Origin of the sequence: Saccharopolyspora montiporae (assembly GCF_015209505.1) — a bacterium.
Taxonomy (GTDB): domain Bacteria; phylum Actinomycetota; class Actinomycetes; order Mycobacteriales; family Pseudonocardiaceae; genus Saccharopolyspora; species Saccharopolyspora montiporae.
In genome coordinates this window covers 24201-41470 of record NZ_JADEYC010000003.1, presented here as the reverse complement: position 1 = coordinate 41470, position 17270 = coordinate 24201, and the positions used below count along the sequence as shown (strand labels likewise).

Here is a 17270-nt window from a genome sequence, read left to right as displayed (position 1 = left end):
AGGAGTCAGCGCAGGTCCGGGTCCAGCGCCAGGGTCACGCCCGCGGCGCTCGGCTCGGCCCGCGGGATGTCCCGCTCGGTGACCGGGAGCTCGCCGCTGAACGCGGCCAGCACGGCATCGCGCACCAGCGGCAGCACCTCGGCCACCGGCACATCGCGCCCGGTCTCCGCGGTCAGCGAGGTCGTGCCGACGTCCCGGATCCCGCACGGCACGATCCGGTCGAACTCGCCCAGATCGGCGTTGCAGTTGAGTTCCAGGCCGTGCATCGTCACGCCGCGTTGCACCCGGATGCCGATCGCACCGATCTTGCGTTCCGGCTTGCCGGATTCCGCGGGCAGCCACACCCCGCTACGCCCCTCGACGCGCCCGGCCGCCAGGCCGTACCTGTCGCAGACCGCGATCAGCGCCTGCTCCAGCCTGCGGACGTAGTCCACGACATCGATCGGGTCGGTCAGGCCGATGATCGGGTAGGCCACGATCTGGCCCGGGCCGTGCCAGGTGATCTTCCCACCGCGGTCGACGTCGACGACGGGCGTGCCGTCCTGCGGGCGGTCCTCCGGCTCGGTGCGCTTGCCCGCCGTGTACACCGACGGGTGTTCGAGCAGCAGCAGGGTGTCCGGTCCGCGGTCCTCGCTGCGCGCGGTCGCGACCTCGCGCTGCAGCTCCCAGGCTTCCAGGTACTCGATGGTCCCGAGCTCGCGTACCTCGACCGGCTCGGTCCAGGCGCGGCAGGGGTTGTCGGCGGGGCTCACGGAGGACAGATTACGCCGAGCTCTCCGCTCAGCGGCCCGCGGCTGCTGCCAACGCAGCACCCACCGACGGGTGCTGGAAGGTGAACCCGCCCGCCTCCAGCACCGTCGGCAGCGCCCGCTGACCGCCCAGCAGCATCACCGACATCTCGCCGAGAGCCGCCCGGATGGCGAACGCGGGCACCACCCACGGCGCGGGACGGCCGAGCACCTCGGCCAGCGCGCGGGTGAACTCCGCGTTCGTCACCGGCGCCGGTCCGGTCAGGTTCACCGGTCCGGACAAGTCCGGGTTCTCCAGCAGGAAGCGCACCGCGGCGACGTGATCATCCAGCGAGATCCACGGCATGAACTGCGTTCCGTCGCCGAGCCTGCCGCCCAGCGCCGCGGAGAACAGGGGGCGCAACCGCCCCAGCATCCCGCCGGACGGGGACAGCACGAGACCGGTGCGCAGGTGGGCGACGCGGACCCCGGCTTCGCCGGCCGGAGCGGTCGCCGACTCCCACTGCACGCACAGGTCGGCGAGGAAGTCCGTACCGGGCGCGGCGGCCTCGGTGACCGGTTGCGGGCCGCTGTCGCCGTAGTAGCCGACCGCCGAGCCGTTGACCAGCACCGGGACTCCGCGCTTGGCGGCCGCCTCGGCCAGCACCCGCGTCGGGTGCACGCGCGAGCGCAGCAGCAGCTGCTTGCGTTCCGCGCTCCAGCGCTTGTCCGCGATCCCGGCGCCGCAGAGGTTGACCACCGCGTCCGCGCCCTCCAGCGCGTCCTCATCCAGCACACCCCGCTCGGGATCCCAGCCGCGCTCGTCCGGGGCCTCCGGCCGGCCGCGCACGAGGCGAACCACGTCGTGCCGGGCTTGTCGCAGGACCGGGACGAGGCTGGTGCCGATCAACCCGGAGGAGCCGGCGACGACGACGCGCATGGCCCAGATCGTGCCGCACCGGCCGGACGAGTGCGAGGCGTTCACCGCGAAAAAGACGGCGGGGCCGTCCACCGCGATGCGGTCGGACGGCCCCGCCGGTCGGGCTGCTCGTCGGCTCAGAGGCCGAGGTCGGCCTCGAACGCGCCCTCTTCCAGCCGCTGCTTGAGCGTGCTCAGGAAGCGGGCCGCGTCGGCACCGTCGACCAGCCTGTGGTCGTAGGACAGCGCCAGGTACACCATCGACCGGATCGCGATGGTGTCGCCGCCGTTCTCGTCGGCGACGACGACCGGCCGCTTGGCCACGACACCGGTGCCCAGCATGCCCACCTGCGGCGGGTTCAGGATCGGGGTGTCGAACAGCGCGCCGCGGCTGCCCGTGTTGGTGATGGTGAAGGTGCCGCCGGAGAGCTCGTCCGGCTTGATCTTGTTCGTCCGGGTGCGCTCGGCGAGATCGTCGATCTTGCGGGCCAGCCCGCCGAGGTTGAGGTCCCCGGCGTCGTGGATGACCGGCGAGACCAGGCCGCGGTCGGTGTCCACCGCGATCGAGAGGTGCTCGGCACCGTGGTAGGTGATCTCCTTGCTCTCCTCGTCGACCGAGGCGTTGAGCTTCGGGTGCAGCTTGAGCGCCTCGGACGCGGCCTTGGCGAAGAACGGCAGGAAGGACAGCTTGACGCCCTCGGCTGCCTCGAACCCGCCCTTCGCGCGGTCGCGGAGCCGGGCGATCCGGGTCACGTCGACCTCGATGACCGTGGTGAGCTGCGCGGCCGTCTGCAACGACTCGACCATGCGGCGGGCCAGCAGCTGGCGTAGCCGGGACATCTTCTGCGTGGTGCCGCGCAGCGCCTGGGCCTCCTCGGAGGGCTCCGGCGCCGCAGCCGCAGGAGCACCGGCCGCGGCCGGTGCGGAGGCGGCCGGAGTGGTCTGACCGGCGTCGATGGCCGCTTGCACGTCCTGCTTGCGGATCCGGCCGCCGACCCCGCTGCCCTGGACCTTCGTCAGGTCGATGCCGTGCTCGTTGGCCAGCTTGCGCACCAGCGGCGTGACGTACGGGGCGCCGCCCGCGGTCTGCTCCTCGGCCACCGGCTGCTGCGCGGGCTGCGCCGGCTGGGCCGGCTGGGCCGGGGCCTGCGCGGGTTGGGCAGGGGCTTCCTGGGCGGGTTCCTGCTGCTGGGCAGGGGCTTCCTGCGCAGGTTGCGCGGGTGCCTGCGCAGCCGGTTCGGGCTGCTGGGCGGGTTCGGGCTGCGGCTCGGGCTGCTGCGGCTGGGCCTGGGCGGCACCCTGCTCGCCGATCACGCCCAGCTTGCCGCCGACCTCCACCGTGTCGTCCTCACCGGCCGTGACCTCCAGCAGCGTGCCGGCGACCGGGGACGGGATCTCGGTGTCGACCTTGTCGGGGGAGACTTCGAGCAGGGGTTCGTCGACTGCGACGGTGTCGCCGACCTGCTTGAGCCACCGGGTGACGGTGCCTTCGGTGACGCTCTCGCCGAGCGCCGGCATGTGCACGTCCGAGCCCTGCGCGGCACCGCCGGACGGCGCGGCCGCCGGTTCCGGAGCGGACTGCTGCGGGGCCGGCTCGGCAGCGGGCTGCTCCGCGGCAGCGGGCTGTTCCTGGGCGGGCTGTTCCTGGGCGGGCTGCTCCTCGGCGGCCGGGGCGGAGCCGGCCGCGCTGTCGCCGATCGTCGCGAGCTCGGCACCGATCTCGACGGTGTCGTCCTCCTGCGCCACGATCTGCTGCAGAACGCCCGCAGCCGGGGACGGGATCTCGGTGTCGACCTTGTCGGTGGAGACTTCGAGCAGGGGTTCGTCGACCTCGACGGTGTCGCCGACCTGCTTGAGCCACCGCGTGATCGTTCCTTCGGTGACGCTCTCGCCGAGTGCCGGCATCTGAACGGAGAAGGCCATCGGTTGCTGACTCCTCGTGGGGGTGTGGCGGGGTGCTGGCTGACTGGGCGCCGACGTCAGCCGTGCACGTGCAGCGGCTTGCCGGCGAGGGCGAGGTGCGCCTCACCCAGCGCTTCGGTCTGGGTCGGGTGTGCGTGCACCAGCGGAGCCACGTCCTCGGGCAGTGCTTCCCAGTTGTAGATCAGCTGCGCCTCGCCGATGAGCTCGCCGACGCGATCGCCGATCAGGTGCAGGCCCACCACCGGGCCGTCTTCGGCGCGGACCAGCTTCACCGCGCCGGAGGTCTTCAGGATCTGGCTCTTGCCGTTGCCGGCCAGGTCGTAGGTGAAGGTCTGCACCGAGCCGTACTGCTCCTTGGCAGCGGACTCGGTCAGCCCGACCGAGGCGACCTCCGGGTGGCTGTAGGTCACGCGCGGGATGCCCGACTCGTCGATGACCTGCGGGTTGAGCCCCGCGATCTCCTCGGCCACGAAGATGCCCTGCTGGAAGCCGCGGTGAGCCAGCTGCAGACCGGGCACGATGTCACCGACCGCGTACACGCCGGGCACACCGGTGCGCAGGCGCTCGTCGGTGCGCACGAAACCGCGGTCGAGCTGCACGCCGGCCTCTTCGTAGCCGTACCCCGCGGTGTTCGGGCCGCGGCCGACGGCGACCAGCAGCAGGTCGGCGTCGTGCTGCTCGCCGTTCTCCAGGCTGACCGAGACGCCGGACTCGGACTGCTCGACACCGGTGAACTTCACGCCGGTCTTGAACGTGATGCCGCGCTTGCGGAAGGAGCGCTCCAGGCGCTTGGAGGCGAACTCGTCCTCGTTGGGCACCAGGTGCGGTAGGGCCTCGACGATGGTCACCTCGGCGCCGAACGAGCGCCACACGCTGGCGAACTCGACCCCGATCACCCCGCCGCCGAGCACCACGACCTTGTCCGGGACGTGGTCCAGGTTCAGCGCCTGCTCGCTGGTGATGACCCGGCCGCCCAGCTCCAGGCCCGGCAGGCTCTTGGAGTAGGAACCGGTGGCCAGCAGCACGTTCTTGCCGGTGTAGCGGGTGCCGTCGACCTCGACGGTGTTGGCGTCGACCAGTGACCCCGAGCCCTCGACCATGGTCACCTTGTGCGCCTTGGCCAGGCCCTGCAGGCCCTTGTAGAGGTTGCCGACGATCCCGTCCTTGTAGGAGTTCACACCGGCCATGTCGATGCCTTCGAGGGAGGACTTCACCCCGAACTGGTCGCCTTCGCGAGCGGAGTCGGCGACTTCCGCGGCGTGCAGGAGAGCCTTGGTGGGAATGCACCCTCGGTGCAGACAGGTCCCACCGAGCTTGTCCTTTTCGATGAGGACGACGGAAAGGCCCAGCTCGGCCGCGCGGAAGGCGCAGGCATAGCCGCCCGAACCGCCGCCGAGGATGACCAGATCGGCGGACGTGTCGGTCACTTCACACTCCTCGAAGGCAATGTTGTCCAGCTGATGACGACCGGACCAACTGGTCACGGGCGCCCGCAGACCATCTTGTCACCACGCGATGTGCGGACGCGATGTGGGCCTGGTGATGTGTGCTGCACCAAGGGCGGGCGCACCCGGATTCCGGGCGGTTCGTGATCGTCGGCACGGGACCTCGGCGTGCCCGAAATGGCATTATCGCCGAGGAGGACGTTCAGCGGACGCGAGGGCAGGAGGCGATGACCGGTGGGCCTGTTCGATCGGCTCCGCAGGCGGCGGGCGAGCGGGGTGCGCTCGGCCGACTCCGCCGATGTCGATCACCTGACCGGGTGGGCGCAGCAGCGCAGGGGTGTCGAGGGTTTCCTGGAACCGCGCACGAACGTCACCGAGACCACTCTGGTGCTCATCGCGCACGACGGCGAGTGGACCCGCAGGCGGGTGGACGGGCCGGAAGCCGCTTTCAAGTTCACCCGCAAGATCGGGATCCCCTGCTATGAGGTCGCCAAGGTCGGCTACCCGCAGCGGATGCGCGACTACCAGGCTCGCCAGCGCATCATGCGCAAGCGCTCGCGCGAGCGCGATCTCGACGACCGGTCGTCCGGCTGACGCGGGACTCCGCGGAACGGCCGCTGGTCAGTTGGCGATGCGGGTGCGCGGGGTGCAGGTGACCGGGAAGGTCACCGACTTGGCGATGTAGCACAGCTCGGCCGCGCGCTCGTGCAGCGCTTCGGCGACCTCCAGGTTGGCGCGGTCCGCGACGGTGACCTCCGGGGCCAGCAGCACTTCTTCGAACTGCCCGGTGCCATCCGGGTTCTCGGTGAGCACCCCGCGGGCCTGGTCGTGGTAGCCGGTGATCACCACACCGCCCTCGGCGGCCAGGTGCAGGAACCACAGCATGTGGCACTGGGACAGCGACGCGACCAACAGCTCCTCCGGGTTGTACCGGTCGGCCTCGCCGAGGAAGACCGGATCGGCCGAGGCGCCGATGACGTCCTTGCCCGCGGCCCGCACCTCGTGCGTGCGCCCGTAGCTGCGGTAGGTGGCGGTGCCCTGGCCGGTGTTGCCGGTCCAGACCACGTCCACGTCGTAGTCGTGCCGGCCGGTGGGGGAGTCGTGTGCAGCGGGCTCGGCCGCCGGAGTCGAGTCGCTCATCGCCCCATCCTGGCACCGTGCCGACCCGTTCGAATGAGCCTTTCCGGCGCGTTCCGCGTCACACCCGGAGCGCCGGGTGCGACGCGGAACCGGTTCAGCCGTGCTCGGCGATGTCGGCCAGCACCGCGGCCATGGTGCGCACCGGGACCCCGGTCCCGCCCTTGGGCGTGTAGCCCCACGGCGACCCCGAGTTGTACGCGGGCCCGGCGATGTCGATGTGCGCCCACGCGGTCGACTCGCCGACGAACTCGCGCAGGAAGATCCCGGCCGCGAGCATCCCGCCCCACCGGTTCCCGGTCACGTTGGCCAGATCGGCGAGCTTGGAGTCCAGTTCGCCGCGCAGCTCCTCCGGCAGCGGCATCGGCCACGCACCCTCGCCGGCGTTGCGGGAGAGCTGGGCGACCCGGTCGCGGAACTCGTCGCTGCCCATGACACCGGGGGTGCGCTTGCCCAACGCGACGACCTGGGCGCCGGTGAGCGTGGAGGTCTCCACCAGGTAGTCCGGTTCGTCCTCGATGGCGCGGGTGATGGCGTCGGCCAGCACCAGCCGTCCCTCCGCGTCGGTGTTGAGCACCTCGACGGTCTTGCCGCCGTACATGCGCAGCACGTCGCCCGGCCGGTAGGCGGTGCCCGAGGGCATGTTCTCGGCCATCGGCACCGTCGCGGTGACGTCCAGCGGGTAGTTGAGCTTGGCGGCCAGCACCATGGTGGCCACCACGCCCGCCGCGCCGGACATGTCCGAGGTCATCTCGTCCATGCCCGCACCCGGCTTCAGCGAGATGCCGCCGGTGTCGAAGGTGATGCCCTTGCCGATCAGCGCGACCTTCTTCGCCGACTTGGGGCCCTTGTGCCGGATGCGCACCAGGCGCGGCGGGCGCGATGAGCCCTCGCCGACGCCGAGGATCCCGCCGTAACCGTGCTTGCGCAGCGCCTGCTCGTCCAGCACCTCGACGTCCAACCCGGCCGCGCGGGCCAGTTCGCTCGCGCGGTCGGCGAAGGACGCGGGGAACAGGTCGTTCGGCGGGGTGTTGATCAGGTCGCGCGCGGTGTTGACCGCCTCGCCGATGGCCGTGCCGCCCTTGAGCGCGGAGGCGGCCGCGGAATCCTTGGTGTCGGCGACCGCGAAGTCGACGGCGGTGACCGCCGCGGAACCCGGCTTGGAGCGGTATTCCGCGAACGAGTAGGAGCCGAGCACCGTTCCCTGCACGGCCGCGGCCAGATCGGCGGCGGCCAGCGTGCTGGCGGCGTGCTCGACATCGGTGAGCGCGCGAGCCGCGGCCCCCGAGGCCCGGCGCACCGACTCGGCGCTGACCGACCCGTCCGCCGCGGGCTTGCCCAGCCCGGTGGCCACCAGCAGCGCGGCCTTGAGCTTGCCGCCGGCGGGGAGCTTGATGACCTCGTCGGCCTTGCCGTTCGCGCCCAACGAGCTCAGCACCTGGCGCAGATCACCGTCGAACGCGGACGCGACCTGCTCGGCGCCGGGACCGAGTTCCAGGCCATCGGCACCCTGGACCGTGCCGATGACCAGGGCGTCCACCGCCAGCTTGGCGGGCGCGGTGTCGGTGAGGGCGAGTTTCGGGGTCGTCACGGGCGTCATCCTCCGGTTTCGCAACGGTGCTCGCGCGTGGACGTGCGCTGCTGCCCGCACTCTAGAACGCCCGGCCCGAGCCGGTCCCGCCGCCGGTGGCGGACGGGCGTGCCGGGGCCGGCCGAGCCGCGGCTACGCTCGCACCGGGCCGCCGCGATCGCGGTATCCATCGACAGGCGGCTGCAATGCGCGGACGGTTTCTGCGAAGGTGATCGAGTGGCCCAGCAGGTTGAGTCGCCTACCCGGCGCGCGTCCTCGGCCGGTGCTGCGGTGCTCGCCCTGGGCGGCATGCTCGGTGCCGGTGTGCTGCTCGGGCCCGCGGCGGCCGCTGCGGCGGCCGGACCGTGGGCGCCGCTCGGACTGCTCCTGGCGCTGATCGCCGCCGGGTGCTCGGCGTTCAGCAGCGCGCAGCACTCGAAGTCCTACCGTGGCCCCGGAGCCTCCTACGCGTGCGTGCGCGGATCGCTGGGCGTGCTGCCGGGGCGCATCGCGGCCGGTGCCCACCTCGCCGCTCAGATCGCCGGGATCGCCGCGGTCGCAGGCACCGCCGGCCGATTCTTCTTCCCGGACGGGGCGGGCCGGATCGGTGCGGGCGCCATCCTGCTCGTCGTGCTCGCCGCCACGGCCGGACTGCGGATCGCCGGCGCGGCGGCCTGGTTGTGGCTGGCGCTGACCGCGGCGGTGTTCGGGCTGATCGTCGTGGTGTGCTTCGCGATCGAGCCCGCGCCCGCGATCGCGCACGCTTCGGCCGCACCCGATTCGGCGGTCGGTATCACCGGCGCGGCCGGGGTGCTGCTGTTCGCCTTCCTCGGATTCGAGCGGCTCACCGCCCCGGACGCCGAGCAGCGCAGGTACGGCTGGACGCAGGTGCGGCGCGGGACGGCGGCCGCACTGCTCGTGACCGCCGGGGTGGTCGCGCTGCTGACCGCGGCCCTGGTGCACCAGCTCGGCTGGCAGCGGCTCGGTCTCACGACCTCGCCGGTGCAGGACGTGCTCGTGGCTTCGGCGGCTGCCGAACTCACCCCGCTGGTCAGCGTGGGTGTCGCGGTCGCGCTGCTGCCGGTGCTGCTTGCGGCGCTGGAATCGGCGCGCTCCACTTCCGCGGCACTGGTCGCCGACGGCGAGCTGCCGCGGGCGCTCGGACGTACGGGCGGGGGCGGTACTGCCTACCTGCTCGACCTGGGTACCGGGCTCGCGGCCGTGGTGGTGGTCTTGCTGGTCGAACCGCTGCCCGCGCTGGCGTTCGCCGCCTGCGCGGTGCTCATCCACTTCATCCTGGCCAACGCGGCGACGCGTTCGCTGTTCGACGGCGATCGCACCTGGTCGCCGAAGCTGGCCTGCCTGGGCACCGGCCTGTCGGTGGTGCTGGTGGTGAGCATGCCGGTGCCGGCGATGCTGGGCGCGCTCGCGGTGGTCGCGCTGGCGGCGGCCGGGCTGACCGGCATCGCGACGTTCGGCGCGCGGACGGCCGCGGAGTCCCGATGAGCCGGTCCGCGCGGCGGTTCTCGCCCGGTGAGGAGATCCAGTACCGGTTCCGCCGGACGGACGGCTCGCTGGGCACGGTGCATCCGGCGCGGGTGGTCTCCGACGACGGCGACCGGTTGCTGTGCTGGGTGCTGGCGGGCACGGACATCCGGGTCACCACCGACGTTCGGGGCCGGATGCCGCGCGAGATGCCGCTGGACGAGCGGTTCGCGCTGGGGCGGATCCCGGCCCGCTCGACCTGGCGCGGGACCTCGACGCTGCGGTTGGTGCACGAGCGCCGCTGGTCGTCGGTGTGGTGGTTCTTCGACGCGCAGGGCCGGTTCCGCAACTGGTACGTGAACCTGGAGGTACCCGGCGGACGCACCGATTGCGGCGTGGAGCGCATCGACGGCGTCCTCGACGTGGAGGTGTTCCCGGACGGCCGGTGGTCCTGGAAGGACGAGGACGAGCTCGTCCCGGCCTTGTCCGCAGGCCGGTTGCGCGAACCGCAGCTGCGCAGGCTCCGGGACGAGGGCGAGCGGATGATCGCGCTGGCAGCCGCGGGGGAGTTCCCGTTCGACGGCAGCTACTGCGATGCGCGCCCCGATCCGGGTTGGCCGCTGCCGCAGCTGCCCGCGGAACTGCTCGGCTGATCGGCGGTCAGAGCGACAGCCAGAACACCAGGCCTGCCAGCACGGTCAGCGCCGCGACACCGCCCACCGACCCGCCCTGCAGGTGGGTCGGGAAGAACGACTGGTGCTTGTTGCGCCACCACACGGCCCAGGCGATCGCACCGATGCCGCCGAGGATCGCGCCGAACGCGCTCTGCAGCAGAGCCCACCCCGCCAGCACCAGCAGCCCGCCGCCGAGCGGGAGCAGTCCGGCGAACACGCCCGCGAGCACGTCCTGCGACTTGGTGGTCGGGCCGCTCGGCGCGGGCTGCGCTCCGGCGGAGTTGTCGAGGTGAGCCATGTCGACATCATAAGGGCAGGCCCCCGCGCGGTGGTGGGCTCTTCGCCCAGTCCGCGGATTCGCGGTGCGTGGCCGGCCCGACGCGCTGCGATACTCGGACGACCGACCTCCGCAGATCCGGTTTCTACTGCTCTGCGCCGCGCGATACGGTGTGCGCATGAACGAAGCGCTGTCCTTCACCCGGACCCAGAACCCGCGACCGGCCGATGACGAGCGCCGCGCGGAGGTACTGGCGAACCCGGGCTTCGGGCAGCACTTCACCGATCACATGGTGACCATCCGCTGGTCCGCGGACCGCGGTTGGCACGATGCGCGCGTCGAGCCCTACGCCCCGCTGCAGTTCGACCCGGCCACCTCGGTGCTGCACTACGCGCAGGCGATCTTCGAGGGCCTCAAGGCGTACCGGCAGCCCGACGGGTCGATCGCTGCGTTCCGGCCGGAGGCCAACGCCGCGCGGTTCCGGCGTTCGGCGCAGCGCATCGCGATGCCGGAACTACCGGACGAGTTGTTCCTGGCTTCGCTGCGCGAGCTGCTGGCCGTCGACGCGGCGTGGACCCCGAACGGTGCGGAGAGCTCGCTGTACCTGCGGCCGTTCATGATCTCCACGCAGGTGGGGCTCGGGGTCAACCACCCGGCCGACGCCTACCTGTACGTGCTGATCGCTTCCCCGGCCGGGTCGTATTTCGCCGGTGGCGTCAAGCCGGTGTCGGTGTGGTGGAGCCAGGACTACGTGCGCGCCGCTCCGGGCGGGACGGGTGCCGCCAAGTTCGCCGGCAATTACGCGGCCTCCTTCGTCGCCCAGGCCGAGGCCGTGGAGCAGGGCTGCGACCAGGTCGTGTGGCTGGACGGCGTCGAGCGCCGCGCGGTCGAGGAGATGGGTGGGATGAACCTGTTCTTCGTCTTCGGCTCGGGTTCCGAGGCCAAGCTGGTGACCCCGGAGCTCAGTGGCAGCCTGCTGCCGGGGGTGACCCGCTCGTCGCTGCTGGAGCTCGGCGCGGAGCTGGGCATGCAGGTCGAGGAGCGCCGGATCACGACCGACGAGTGGGAGAAGAAGGCGCGCAGCGGTGAGCTGACCGAGGTCTTCGCGTGCGGCACGGCTGCCGTGATCACCCCGGTCGGCCACGTCAAGCACCGGGACGGCGAGTTCGACATCGCCGGCGGCGAGCCGGGCGAGGTCACCATGCGGCTGCGCGAGCGGCTCACCGGCCTGCAGAAGGGCGCGGTCGAGGACACGCACGGCTGGATGTCGACGCTGATCTGATCTGTCCCGCAAGCGCCGGTGCTCCCGTGGGGCACCGGCGCTGCTTCTTTCGCTCATCCGGGTGAACTCGGTGGCGTCGCCGGTGCCCTTCTCGCCTGCGGCGGGTCGATGCTGGGGAATGGCCGAACCCGGGAGGGCGAGATGACGGATCGAGTGCTGCTGTTGATCGGCACGCGCAAGGGGCTGTGGCTGGCCAGCGGACGCGGCGGGAGCAGCTGGGAGGTGACCGGTCCACACCTGCCCATGGCCGAGGTCTGCGCCGCGGCAATCGACACCCGCGGCGGGCGCCCCCGCCTGCTGGTCGGCGCGTCCAGTTCGCACTTCGGGCCCAGCGTGGTGACCAGCGACGACCTCGGGCAGACCTGGCAGGAGCCCGCTGTGCCGCCCATCGCGTTCCCGGAGGACACCGCGGCCGCTCTGCAGCGGGTCTGGCAGCTGACCCCGGGACCGGCGGACCAGCCGGACGTCGTCTACGCCGGGACTGAACCAGCCGCGCTGTTCCGCTCCGAGGACGCGGGGCGCAGTTTCCAGCTGGTGCGCGGCCTGTGGGAGCACCCGCACCGGGCCCAGTGGCCGCCGGGAGGCGGTGGCCAGGCGCTGCACACCGTGATCCCGCACCCGCGTGATCACCAGCGGTTGGCGGTCGGGGTCTCCACCGGGGGCGTGTACCGGACCGTGGACGGCGGTGCCTCGTGGAACCCGGCCAACACCGGGGTCGGCGCGCACTTCCTGCCTGATCCGGCGCCGGAGTGGGGGCAGTGCGTGCACAAGATCGCCCGCCACCCGCAGGTCCCGGAGCGGATGTTCCTGCAGAACCACCACGGCGTGTACCGAAGCACCGACGGCGGAGGCACCTGGCGGTCCATCGCCGACGGCTTGCCCAGCGATTTCGGCTTCCCGATCGCGGTGCACCCGCACCGTCCCGAGGTCGTGTACGCCTTTCCGCTGGACGCCGACATGCGCCGTTACCCGCCGGACGGCCGCTGCCGCGTCTACCGCAGCGAAGACGCGGGGGACACCTGGACGGCGCTGGAATCCGGGCTCCCGGACGGGTTCTGGTCAGCGGTGCTGCGCGACGCGTTGTGGCTCGACGATGCCGAACCCGCCGGTGTCTACTTCGGCTCGCGGTCCGGCGAGGTGTACGCGAGCGCGGACGAGGGCGGCACCTGGCAGCAGGTGGCTTCGCACCTGCCCGACGTGCTCGCGGTGCGCGCTGCGAGCCTGCCGTGACCGCCGCCGGAGGGGGCCCGGTGACCGTGCGGTTGCCGCAGGTCCTGCGCGCCGATGCCGGCGGCCGGTCGCTGCTGTTCGTCGACGTCCCCGACGGGGCCACCCTCGCCGACGTGCTCGACGTCGTGGCCGCCGAACACCCCGGGCTGGACCGCAGGCTGCGCGACGAGCAGCGCGTGCTGCGCAGGCACGTGAACTTCTACCTCGGTGACGAGGAGTGCCGCGGTCTCGGCGGGGCCGGTGCGCAGGTGCGGGCGGGGACCGAGGTCCGCATCATCCCGTCCGTGGCGGGCGGGTGATCCCGCCGGGTGCCCGGGTTGCTCACGCCAGGCGCCCGGATTGCTTACGCCAGGGCACAGCAGGCCAGCACGATCGTCGTGCCGAACTCGGACGCGGCGCCGAGCACGTCGCCGGTGATCCCGCCGAACCGGCGCCGCACGTGCCGGGTGAGCACCAGCAGCACCAGCCCGGTCGCCAACACGCCGCCGAGCCCGTACCAGCCGGCGACGAGCAGTCCGGCCGCCGCGAGCACCGCCCACCAGGTCGCGACCCGCCACCGCGGCTGCGTCCCGGCGACCAGCGCTCCCATCCCCTCCGGGCGGGCCGCGGGGACCCCGGCCCGGCAGCACAGCACGAATCCGGCCCGGCCTGCTGCGCAAGCCAGCACCACCGCGAGCGGGGACTGCGCCAGTTCGGCCAGCGAGGCGGCCTGGATCCCGAGTACCAGCACCAGCGCGGTGACCGCGAACGGTCCGGTGGAGCCGTCCCGCATCACGCCCAGCGCGCGCTCCGGTGGTCCGTAGCAGCCCAGCCCGTCGACGGCGTCGGCCAGCCCGTCCACGTGCATGCCCCGCGTGACCAGGGTGAACGCGCCGACCACCAGCAGCCCGGCCAGCAGCCCGGGTGCGCCGAGCGCGGTCAGCGCCCACAGCAGCACCGCCCCGAACGCGCCGACCAGCGCGCCGACCAGCGGCGCGAAGCCGATCGCCTGCCGGCAGGTGCGCTCGTCCACGGTGCGCGCGTGCCAGGGCAGCACGGTCAGCCAGGAGACGGCCAGCCGCAGTCCGTCCGGTGCGCTCACAGCCGGGCGGCGGAGTCGGTGGCCGGACCGGTGGCCTCGTCCGCCGTGGGGCCACCCACTCCGGCCTCCTCGAACGTCGCCACCTCCGCCAGCAGCCGGACCGCGGCGTTGAGCACCGGCAGCGCCGTGAGCGCCCCGGACGCTTCGCCGAGCCGCATCTCCAGGTCCAGCACCGGCTGCAGGTCCAGCGAATCGAGCACCAGGGCCCCCGCCGGTTCGGCCGAGCGGTGCCCGGCCAGCCACCACTGCCGGGCGCCGGGGGCCAGTTCCTCGGCGACCAGCGCGGCCGCACCCACCACGACCCCGTCCAGCAGGACCGGGGTCCGGCGGGCGGCGGCTTGGGCGAGGAATCCGGCCAGCGCGGCGATGTCGGCTCCGGCCGCGGTGCGCAGCAGCGCTTCCGGATCCCCGACGACCGCCCGCGCCCGGCGCAGCGCATCGCGGATGGTGGTCGTCTTGCGCATCCAGGTGTTGTCGTCGATGCCGGTGCCCCGGCCGACCACGGCGACCGGTTCGGCCCCGGTGAGCGCGGCGATGAGCACGGCGGCCGGGGTGGTGTTGCCGATGCCCATGTCCCCGGCGATGAGCAGGTCCGCCCCGGAGTCGATCTCCTCGTCGGCGATGGTGCGGCCGGCTTCGAGCGCGGTGCGGGCCTGTTCGGCGGTCAGCGCGTCCCGCAGGTCGATCGGTTCCGAGCTGCGCCGCACCTTGTGCGTACCGACCACCGACGGGGTCTCGGCGTCCACGGCCATGTCCACGACCCGGACGGTGGCCCCGGCATTGGCCGCGAGCACGTTCACCGCGGCGCCGCCGTTGAGGAAGTTGCGCACCATCTGCCCGGTGACCTCGGGCGGGTAGGCCGACACGCCGCGCCCGGCGACGCCGTGGTCCCCGGCGAACACGACCGCGCGGGCTCGGTGGAACGGCCGCGGCGGGCAGGCCGCCTGCCGGGATGCCGCCCAGACGCCGAGCTCCTCCAACCGGCCGAGCGATCCCGCGGGTTTGGTGAGCAGGTCCTGCCTGGCCACGGCCAGCCTGCGGGACTGCTCGTCGGGCTTGGCGACGGCCGGGAACGCGACCGCGCCGTCTGCGGAGCCGTGCCCGGTCGCCGGGTTCGGGTCGGTGGACAAGCGATACCTCCGTGTTCGTTCAGCGCAGCTGCAGCGCCACCCCGGCGACGAGCAGCACGACCTCGTCGCACTCCTCGGCCAGCTGCGCATTGAGCGCCCCGAGCTCGTCGCGGAAAAGTCTTCCAGACCTCGTCGAGGGCACGATCCCGAGGCCGACCTCGGCGGACACCAGCACCAGCCGCGAGCCGCAGCGGCGGGTGGCTTCGGCCAGCCGCTCGCGGTGCTCGCGGGTGCGCTGCAGCGCGGCCGGGTCGCGGTCCCAGGCCCCGGTGTCGTCGAGCAGCCCGGTCAGCCAGGTGGCGATGTCGTCGACGAGCACCGACTCGGCCGGGTCGGCGCCGGTCAGGACCGCGGGCAGCTGCTCCGGGGCGGGGGCTTCGGCGGTGCGCCAGTGCGCGGGGCGGCGAGCGACGTGCGCGGCGATGCGCTCGGCCCATTCCGCGTCGTCCGGATCGCGGCGCGCGGTGGCGACGTAGGTCACCGGGTCGGCCCTGGCGATCAGGCCCTCGGCGTGCGCGGACTTGCCGGAGCGGGCCCCGCCGAGGACGAGCGTGCGGGCAGCCACCATCCACCTCCGCCGGTCGTCGTGCGGCCGTGACGCTACCCGGCGCCCGGATCGCGGCGACCGGTCAGTGCGAGGCGGTGTGACGGGGATCGCCGGTCACGGTGCCGCCGAGGATCTCGTCGATGCGGGTCAGCACGTCCTGCGGCAGCTGCACCCCGGCCGCGGCCGCGTTGTCGGCCACCTGCTCGGGGCGCGAGGCGCCGATGATGGCCGCCGAGACGTTCGGGTTCTGCAGCACCCAGGCCACGGCCAGCTGGGCCCGGCTCAGCCCGAGGTCGGCGGCGATCGGCTCCAACTGCTGCACGGCGCGCAGCACCTCATCGCGCATCAGGTGCGCGATCGTGTCGGCACCGCCGCCCGCATCGGTGGCCCGCGAGCCCTCGGGGGGCTGCTGACCGGGCAGGTACTTGCCGGTCAACACGCCCTGCGCGATCGGCGACCAGACGATCTGGCTCAGCCCCTCCCGCTCGCAGGCGGGCACCACCTGGGACTCGATCACCCGCCACAGCATCGAGTACTGCGGCTGGTTGGAGATCAGGGGTACGGACAGTTCGCGGGCCAGCTCGGCGCCGCGGGTGATCTGTTCGGCGGTCCACTCCGAGACCCCGATGTAGAGGGCCTTGCCCTGGCGCACGAGGTCCGCGAAGGCCGACATGGTTTCCTCCAGCGGCACGGTGTCGTCGAACCGGTGCGCCTGGTAAAGGTCCACGTAGTCGGTGCCGAGCCTGCGCAGCGAGGCGGTGCAGGACTCCATGACGTGCTTGCGGCCCAGTCCGCGGTCGTTGGGTCCCTGCCCGGTGGGGAAGTAGACCTTGGTGAAGATCTCCAGGCTCTCCCGGCGGATACCCGCCAGCGCCCGGCCCAGGACCGATTCCGCCCGGGTGCCCGCGTAGACGTCGGCGGTGTCGAAGGTGGTGATCCCGGCGTCCAGCGCGGCCCGGACGCACTCGTGCGCCCGGTCTTCCTCGATCTGCGAACCGTGCGTGAGCCAGTTGCCGTAGGCGATCTCGCTGATGGACAGGCCGCTGTGGCCGAGGCGCCGGAACTCCATGGCCCGACTCTATGCTCGGGCGGCGGCGGTTGCCGAGACCCGCGCGGGCTCAGCCGATGCGGTGGGCGTCCTTGGGCGTGTACCGGGGACGCGGGACGCGCAACTTGCGGATCTGCATGGCGCGGGTGAACGCGTACCAGCCCAGTGCCAGCGGGCGGTCCTTCGCCTCCGGGTACTTCGCGCGCACCCGCTTGTTCACGTGCCTGCCCAGCAGCACGCCCTCGATCATCATGGTCACCAGCACCACCAGGCACAGCAGCGTCACGTACTGCTGCACCACGATGTTCTGCACGATCGTGCCGCCGAACACGACCAGGACCAGCGGCATGAACAGGCCCATCAGGTTGCGGCGGGTGTCGACGATGTCTCGCACCATCGCCCGGACCGGCCCCTGGTCGCGGGGCATGAGGTACCGGTCGTCACCGGCCATCATCCGCTCCCGGCGTTCCTTGGCCGCGCTGCGCCGCTCCTCCTTGTTGCCGCGGGCACGCTTGACGGCCTCGCGCTGCGTCTTCGGCGGCGGCGGTACCGGGCCGCGGCGGCGGCCCTCGGCATCGCGGCGCGACGGGGTCGGTTTGCCCTTCTTCGGCGTGTGGCCGGCAGCATGCTCCTCGTGCAGACCCGCCTGCTCGTCCTGATCGGTGGTAGCGGTCTGCTCAGCGCTGTTGCGACGAAGGAACCTCACACCTCCAGGGTATTCGACGCCGCGAGCGCCGCCGGAAGCGACCGGTCGCCGGAGTGCGGGGCGGGCACATCACACCAGTTCGGCGCGCA

The 17270-nt window shown here is 72.6% G+C and carries 18 protein-coding genes; 6 read left to right on the top strand and 12 right to left on the bottom strand.

All coding sequences use genetic code 11. The annotated features are described in order from the left end of the window. Positions 1-5 precede the first annotated feature (5 nt). The 4 genes from lipB to lpdA form a co-directional block, all read right to left on the bottom strand. Entirely contained in the window at positions 6-752 is a 747-nt protein-coding gene (gene lipB / locus IQ251_RS01850; protein WP_193926642.1) for a lipoyl(octanoyl) transferase LipB, read from the bottom strand. A 28-nt stretch (positions 753-780) separates the two neighbouring features. After that, positions 781-1668 carry a TIGR01777 family oxidoreductase gene (locus tag IQ251_RS01845; protein ID WP_193926641.1) on the bottom strand — a complete coding sequence of 296 codons (888 nt, stop codon included), beginning with the start codon at positions 1666-1668 and terminating at the stop codon, positions 781-783. 116 nt (positions 1669-1784) lie between these two features. Further along, entirely contained in the window at positions 1785-3569 is a 1785-nt protein-coding gene (sucB, locus tag IQ251_RS01840) for a 2-oxoglutarate dehydrogenase, E2 component, dihydrolipoamide succinyltransferase (RefSeq protein WP_193926640.1), read from the bottom strand. Between the two features lie 56 nt (positions 3570-3625). Further along, positions 3626-4996 carry a dihydrolipoyl dehydrogenase gene (lpdA, locus tag IQ251_RS01835; RefSeq protein WP_193926639.1) on the bottom strand — a complete coding sequence of 457 codons (1371 nt, stop codon included), beginning with the start codon at positions 4994-4996 and terminating at the stop codon, positions 3626-3628. A 252-nt stretch (positions 4997-5248) separates the two neighbouring features. On the opposite strand from lpdA, the gene IQ251_RS01830 reads away from it, so the two are divergent. Further along, positions 5249-5608, top strand: a complete 360-nt coding sequence (locus tag IQ251_RS01830; RefSeq protein WP_193926638.1) for an oxidoreductase — start codon at positions 5249-5251, stop codon at positions 5606-5608. 27 nt (positions 5609-5635) lie between these two features. On the opposite strand, the gene IQ251_RS01825 is transcribed toward IQ251_RS01830, so the two are convergent. Both IQ251_RS01825 and IQ251_RS01820 read right to left on the bottom strand, forming a co-directional pair. Continuing rightward, positions 5636-6154, bottom strand: coding sequence for an OsmC family protein (locus IQ251_RS01825; protein ID WP_193926637.1), 519 nt, complete (start codon positions 6152-6154; stop codon positions 5636-5638). Positions 6155-6248: 94 nt separating this feature from the next. Next, complete coding sequence (locus tag IQ251_RS01820) at positions 6249-7742, bottom strand: leucyl aminopeptidase (RefSeq protein WP_193926636.1); 1494 nt, start codon at positions 7740-7742, stop codon at positions 6249-6251. Positions 7743-7958: 216 nt separating this feature from the next. Here IQ251_RS01820 and IQ251_RS01815 point away from each other — a divergent pair, with 216 nt between their 5' ends. Both IQ251_RS01815 and IQ251_RS01810 read left to right on the top strand, forming a co-directional pair. Then, entirely contained in the window at positions 7959-9227 is a 1269-nt protein-coding gene (locus IQ251_RS01815) for an APC family permease (RefSeq protein ID WP_193926635.1), read from the top strand. Beyond that, positions 9224-9859, top strand: coding sequence for a ribonuclease FAU-1 family protein (locus tag IQ251_RS01810; RefSeq protein WP_193926634.1), 636 nt, complete (start codon positions 9224-9226; stop codon positions 9857-9859). The genes IQ251_RS01815 and IQ251_RS01810 overlap by 4 nt, the downstream gene beginning before the upstream one ends. A gap of 7 nt (positions 9860-9866) precedes the next feature. On the opposite strand, the gene IQ251_RS01805 is transcribed toward IQ251_RS01810, so the two are convergent. Continuing rightward, positions 9867-10178 (bottom strand): hypothetical protein, encoded by a 312-nt coding sequence (locus IQ251_RS01805; protein WP_193926633.1) that lies wholly within the window; start codon positions 10176-10178, stop codon positions 9867-9869. Positions 10179-10335: 157 nt separating this feature from the next. Between IQ251_RS01805 and IQ251_RS01800 the strand changes: the two genes are divergently transcribed. The 3 genes from IQ251_RS01800 (at position 10336) to IQ251_RS01790 (ending at position 12968) form a co-directional block, all read left to right on the top strand. Beyond that, a complete protein-coding gene (locus IQ251_RS01800; RefSeq protein WP_193926632.1) occupies positions 10336-11439 on the top strand; it encodes a branched-chain amino acid aminotransferase in 1104 nt (367 codons plus the stop codon). 141 nt (positions 11440-11580) lie between these two features. Next, entirely contained in the window at positions 11581-12669 is a 1089-nt protein-coding gene (locus IQ251_RS01795) for a WD40/YVTN/BNR-like repeat-containing protein (protein ID WP_193926631.1), read from the top strand. Positions 12670-12689: 20 nt separating this feature from the next. Beyond that, positions 12690-12968 carry a MoaD/ThiS family protein gene (locus IQ251_RS01790; protein WP_193926630.1) on the top strand — a complete coding sequence of 93 codons (279 nt, stop codon included), beginning with the start codon at positions 12690-12692 and terminating at the stop codon, positions 12966-12968. A 44-nt stretch (positions 12969-13012) separates the two neighbouring features. On the opposite strand, the gene cobS is transcribed toward IQ251_RS01790, so the two are convergent. The 5 genes from cobS to IQ251_RS01765 all read right to left on the bottom strand — a co-directional run bounded on the left by cobS (position 13013) and on the right by IQ251_RS01765 (position 17181). Then, positions 13013-13750: an adenosylcobinamide-GDP ribazoletransferase gene (gene cobS, locus IQ251_RS01785; protein WP_193926629.1), complete on the bottom strand. Its 738-nt coding sequence runs from the start codon at positions 13748-13750 to the stop codon at positions 13013-13015. Next, entirely contained in the window at positions 13747-14880 is a 1134-nt protein-coding gene (cobT, locus tag IQ251_RS01780; protein ID WP_228045964.1) for a nicotinate-nucleotide--dimethylbenzimidazole phosphoribosyltransferase, read from the bottom strand. The genes cobS and cobT overlap by 4 nt, the downstream gene beginning before the upstream one ends. Before the next feature lie 19 nt (positions 14881-14899). Next, a complete protein-coding gene (cobU, locus tag IQ251_RS01775) occupies positions 14900-15445 on the bottom strand; it encodes a bifunctional adenosylcobinamide kinase/adenosylcobinamide-phosphate guanylyltransferase (RefSeq protein WP_370591145.1) in 546 nt (181 codons plus the stop codon). A 64-nt stretch (positions 15446-15509) separates the two neighbouring features. Further along, the gene (locus tag IQ251_RS01770) at positions 15510-16496 is read right to left on the bottom strand and encodes an aldo/keto reductase family protein (protein WP_193926626.1); all 987 of its coding nucleotides are present in this window, start codon (positions 16494-16496) and stop codon (positions 15510-15512) included. A gap of 49 nt (positions 16497-16545) precedes the next feature. Further along, positions 16546-17181, bottom strand: a complete 636-nt coding sequence (locus IQ251_RS01765) for a DUF3043 domain-containing protein (protein ID WP_193926625.1) — start codon at positions 17179-17181, stop codon at positions 16546-16548. Positions 17182-17270: the final 89 nt, after the last annotated feature.

What these genes read in the sequence shown, in the direction of transcription:
- IQ251_RS01805 (WP_193926633.1), bottom strand. Translation starts at nt 10,178, where the DNA reads ATGGCTCACCTCGACAACTCCGCCGGAGCGCAGCCCGCGCCGAGCGGC.
- sucB (WP_193926640.1), bottom strand. Translation starts at nt 3,569, where the DNA reads ATGGCCTTCTCCGTTCAGATGCCGGCACTCGGCGAGAGCGTCACCGAA.
- IQ251_RS01800 (WP_193926632.1), top strand. Translation starts at nt 10,336, where the DNA reads ATGAACGAAGCGCTGTCCTTCACCCGGACCCAGAACCCGCGACCGGCC.
- IQ251_RS01845 (WP_193926641.1), bottom strand. Translation starts at nt 1,668, where the DNA reads ATGCGCGTCGTCGTCGCCGGCTCCTCCGGGTTGATCGGCACCAGCCTC.
- IQ251_RS01810 (WP_193926634.1), top strand. Translation starts at nt 9,224, where the DNA reads ATGAGCCGGTCCGCGCGGCGGTTCTCGCCCGGTGAGGAGATCCAGTAC.
- IQ251_RS01770 (WP_193926626.1), bottom strand. Translation starts at nt 16,496, where the DNA reads ATGGAGTTCCGGCGCCTCGGCCACAGCGGCCTGTCCATCAGCGAGATC.
- IQ251_RS01825 (WP_193926637.1), bottom strand. Translation starts at nt 6,154, where the DNA reads ATGAGCGACTCGACTCCGGCGGCCGAGCCCGCTGCACACGACTCCCCC.
- IQ251_RS01795 (WP_193926631.1), top strand. Translation starts at nt 11,581, where the DNA reads ATGACGGATCGAGTGCTGCTGTTGATCGGCACGCGCAAGGGGCTGTGG.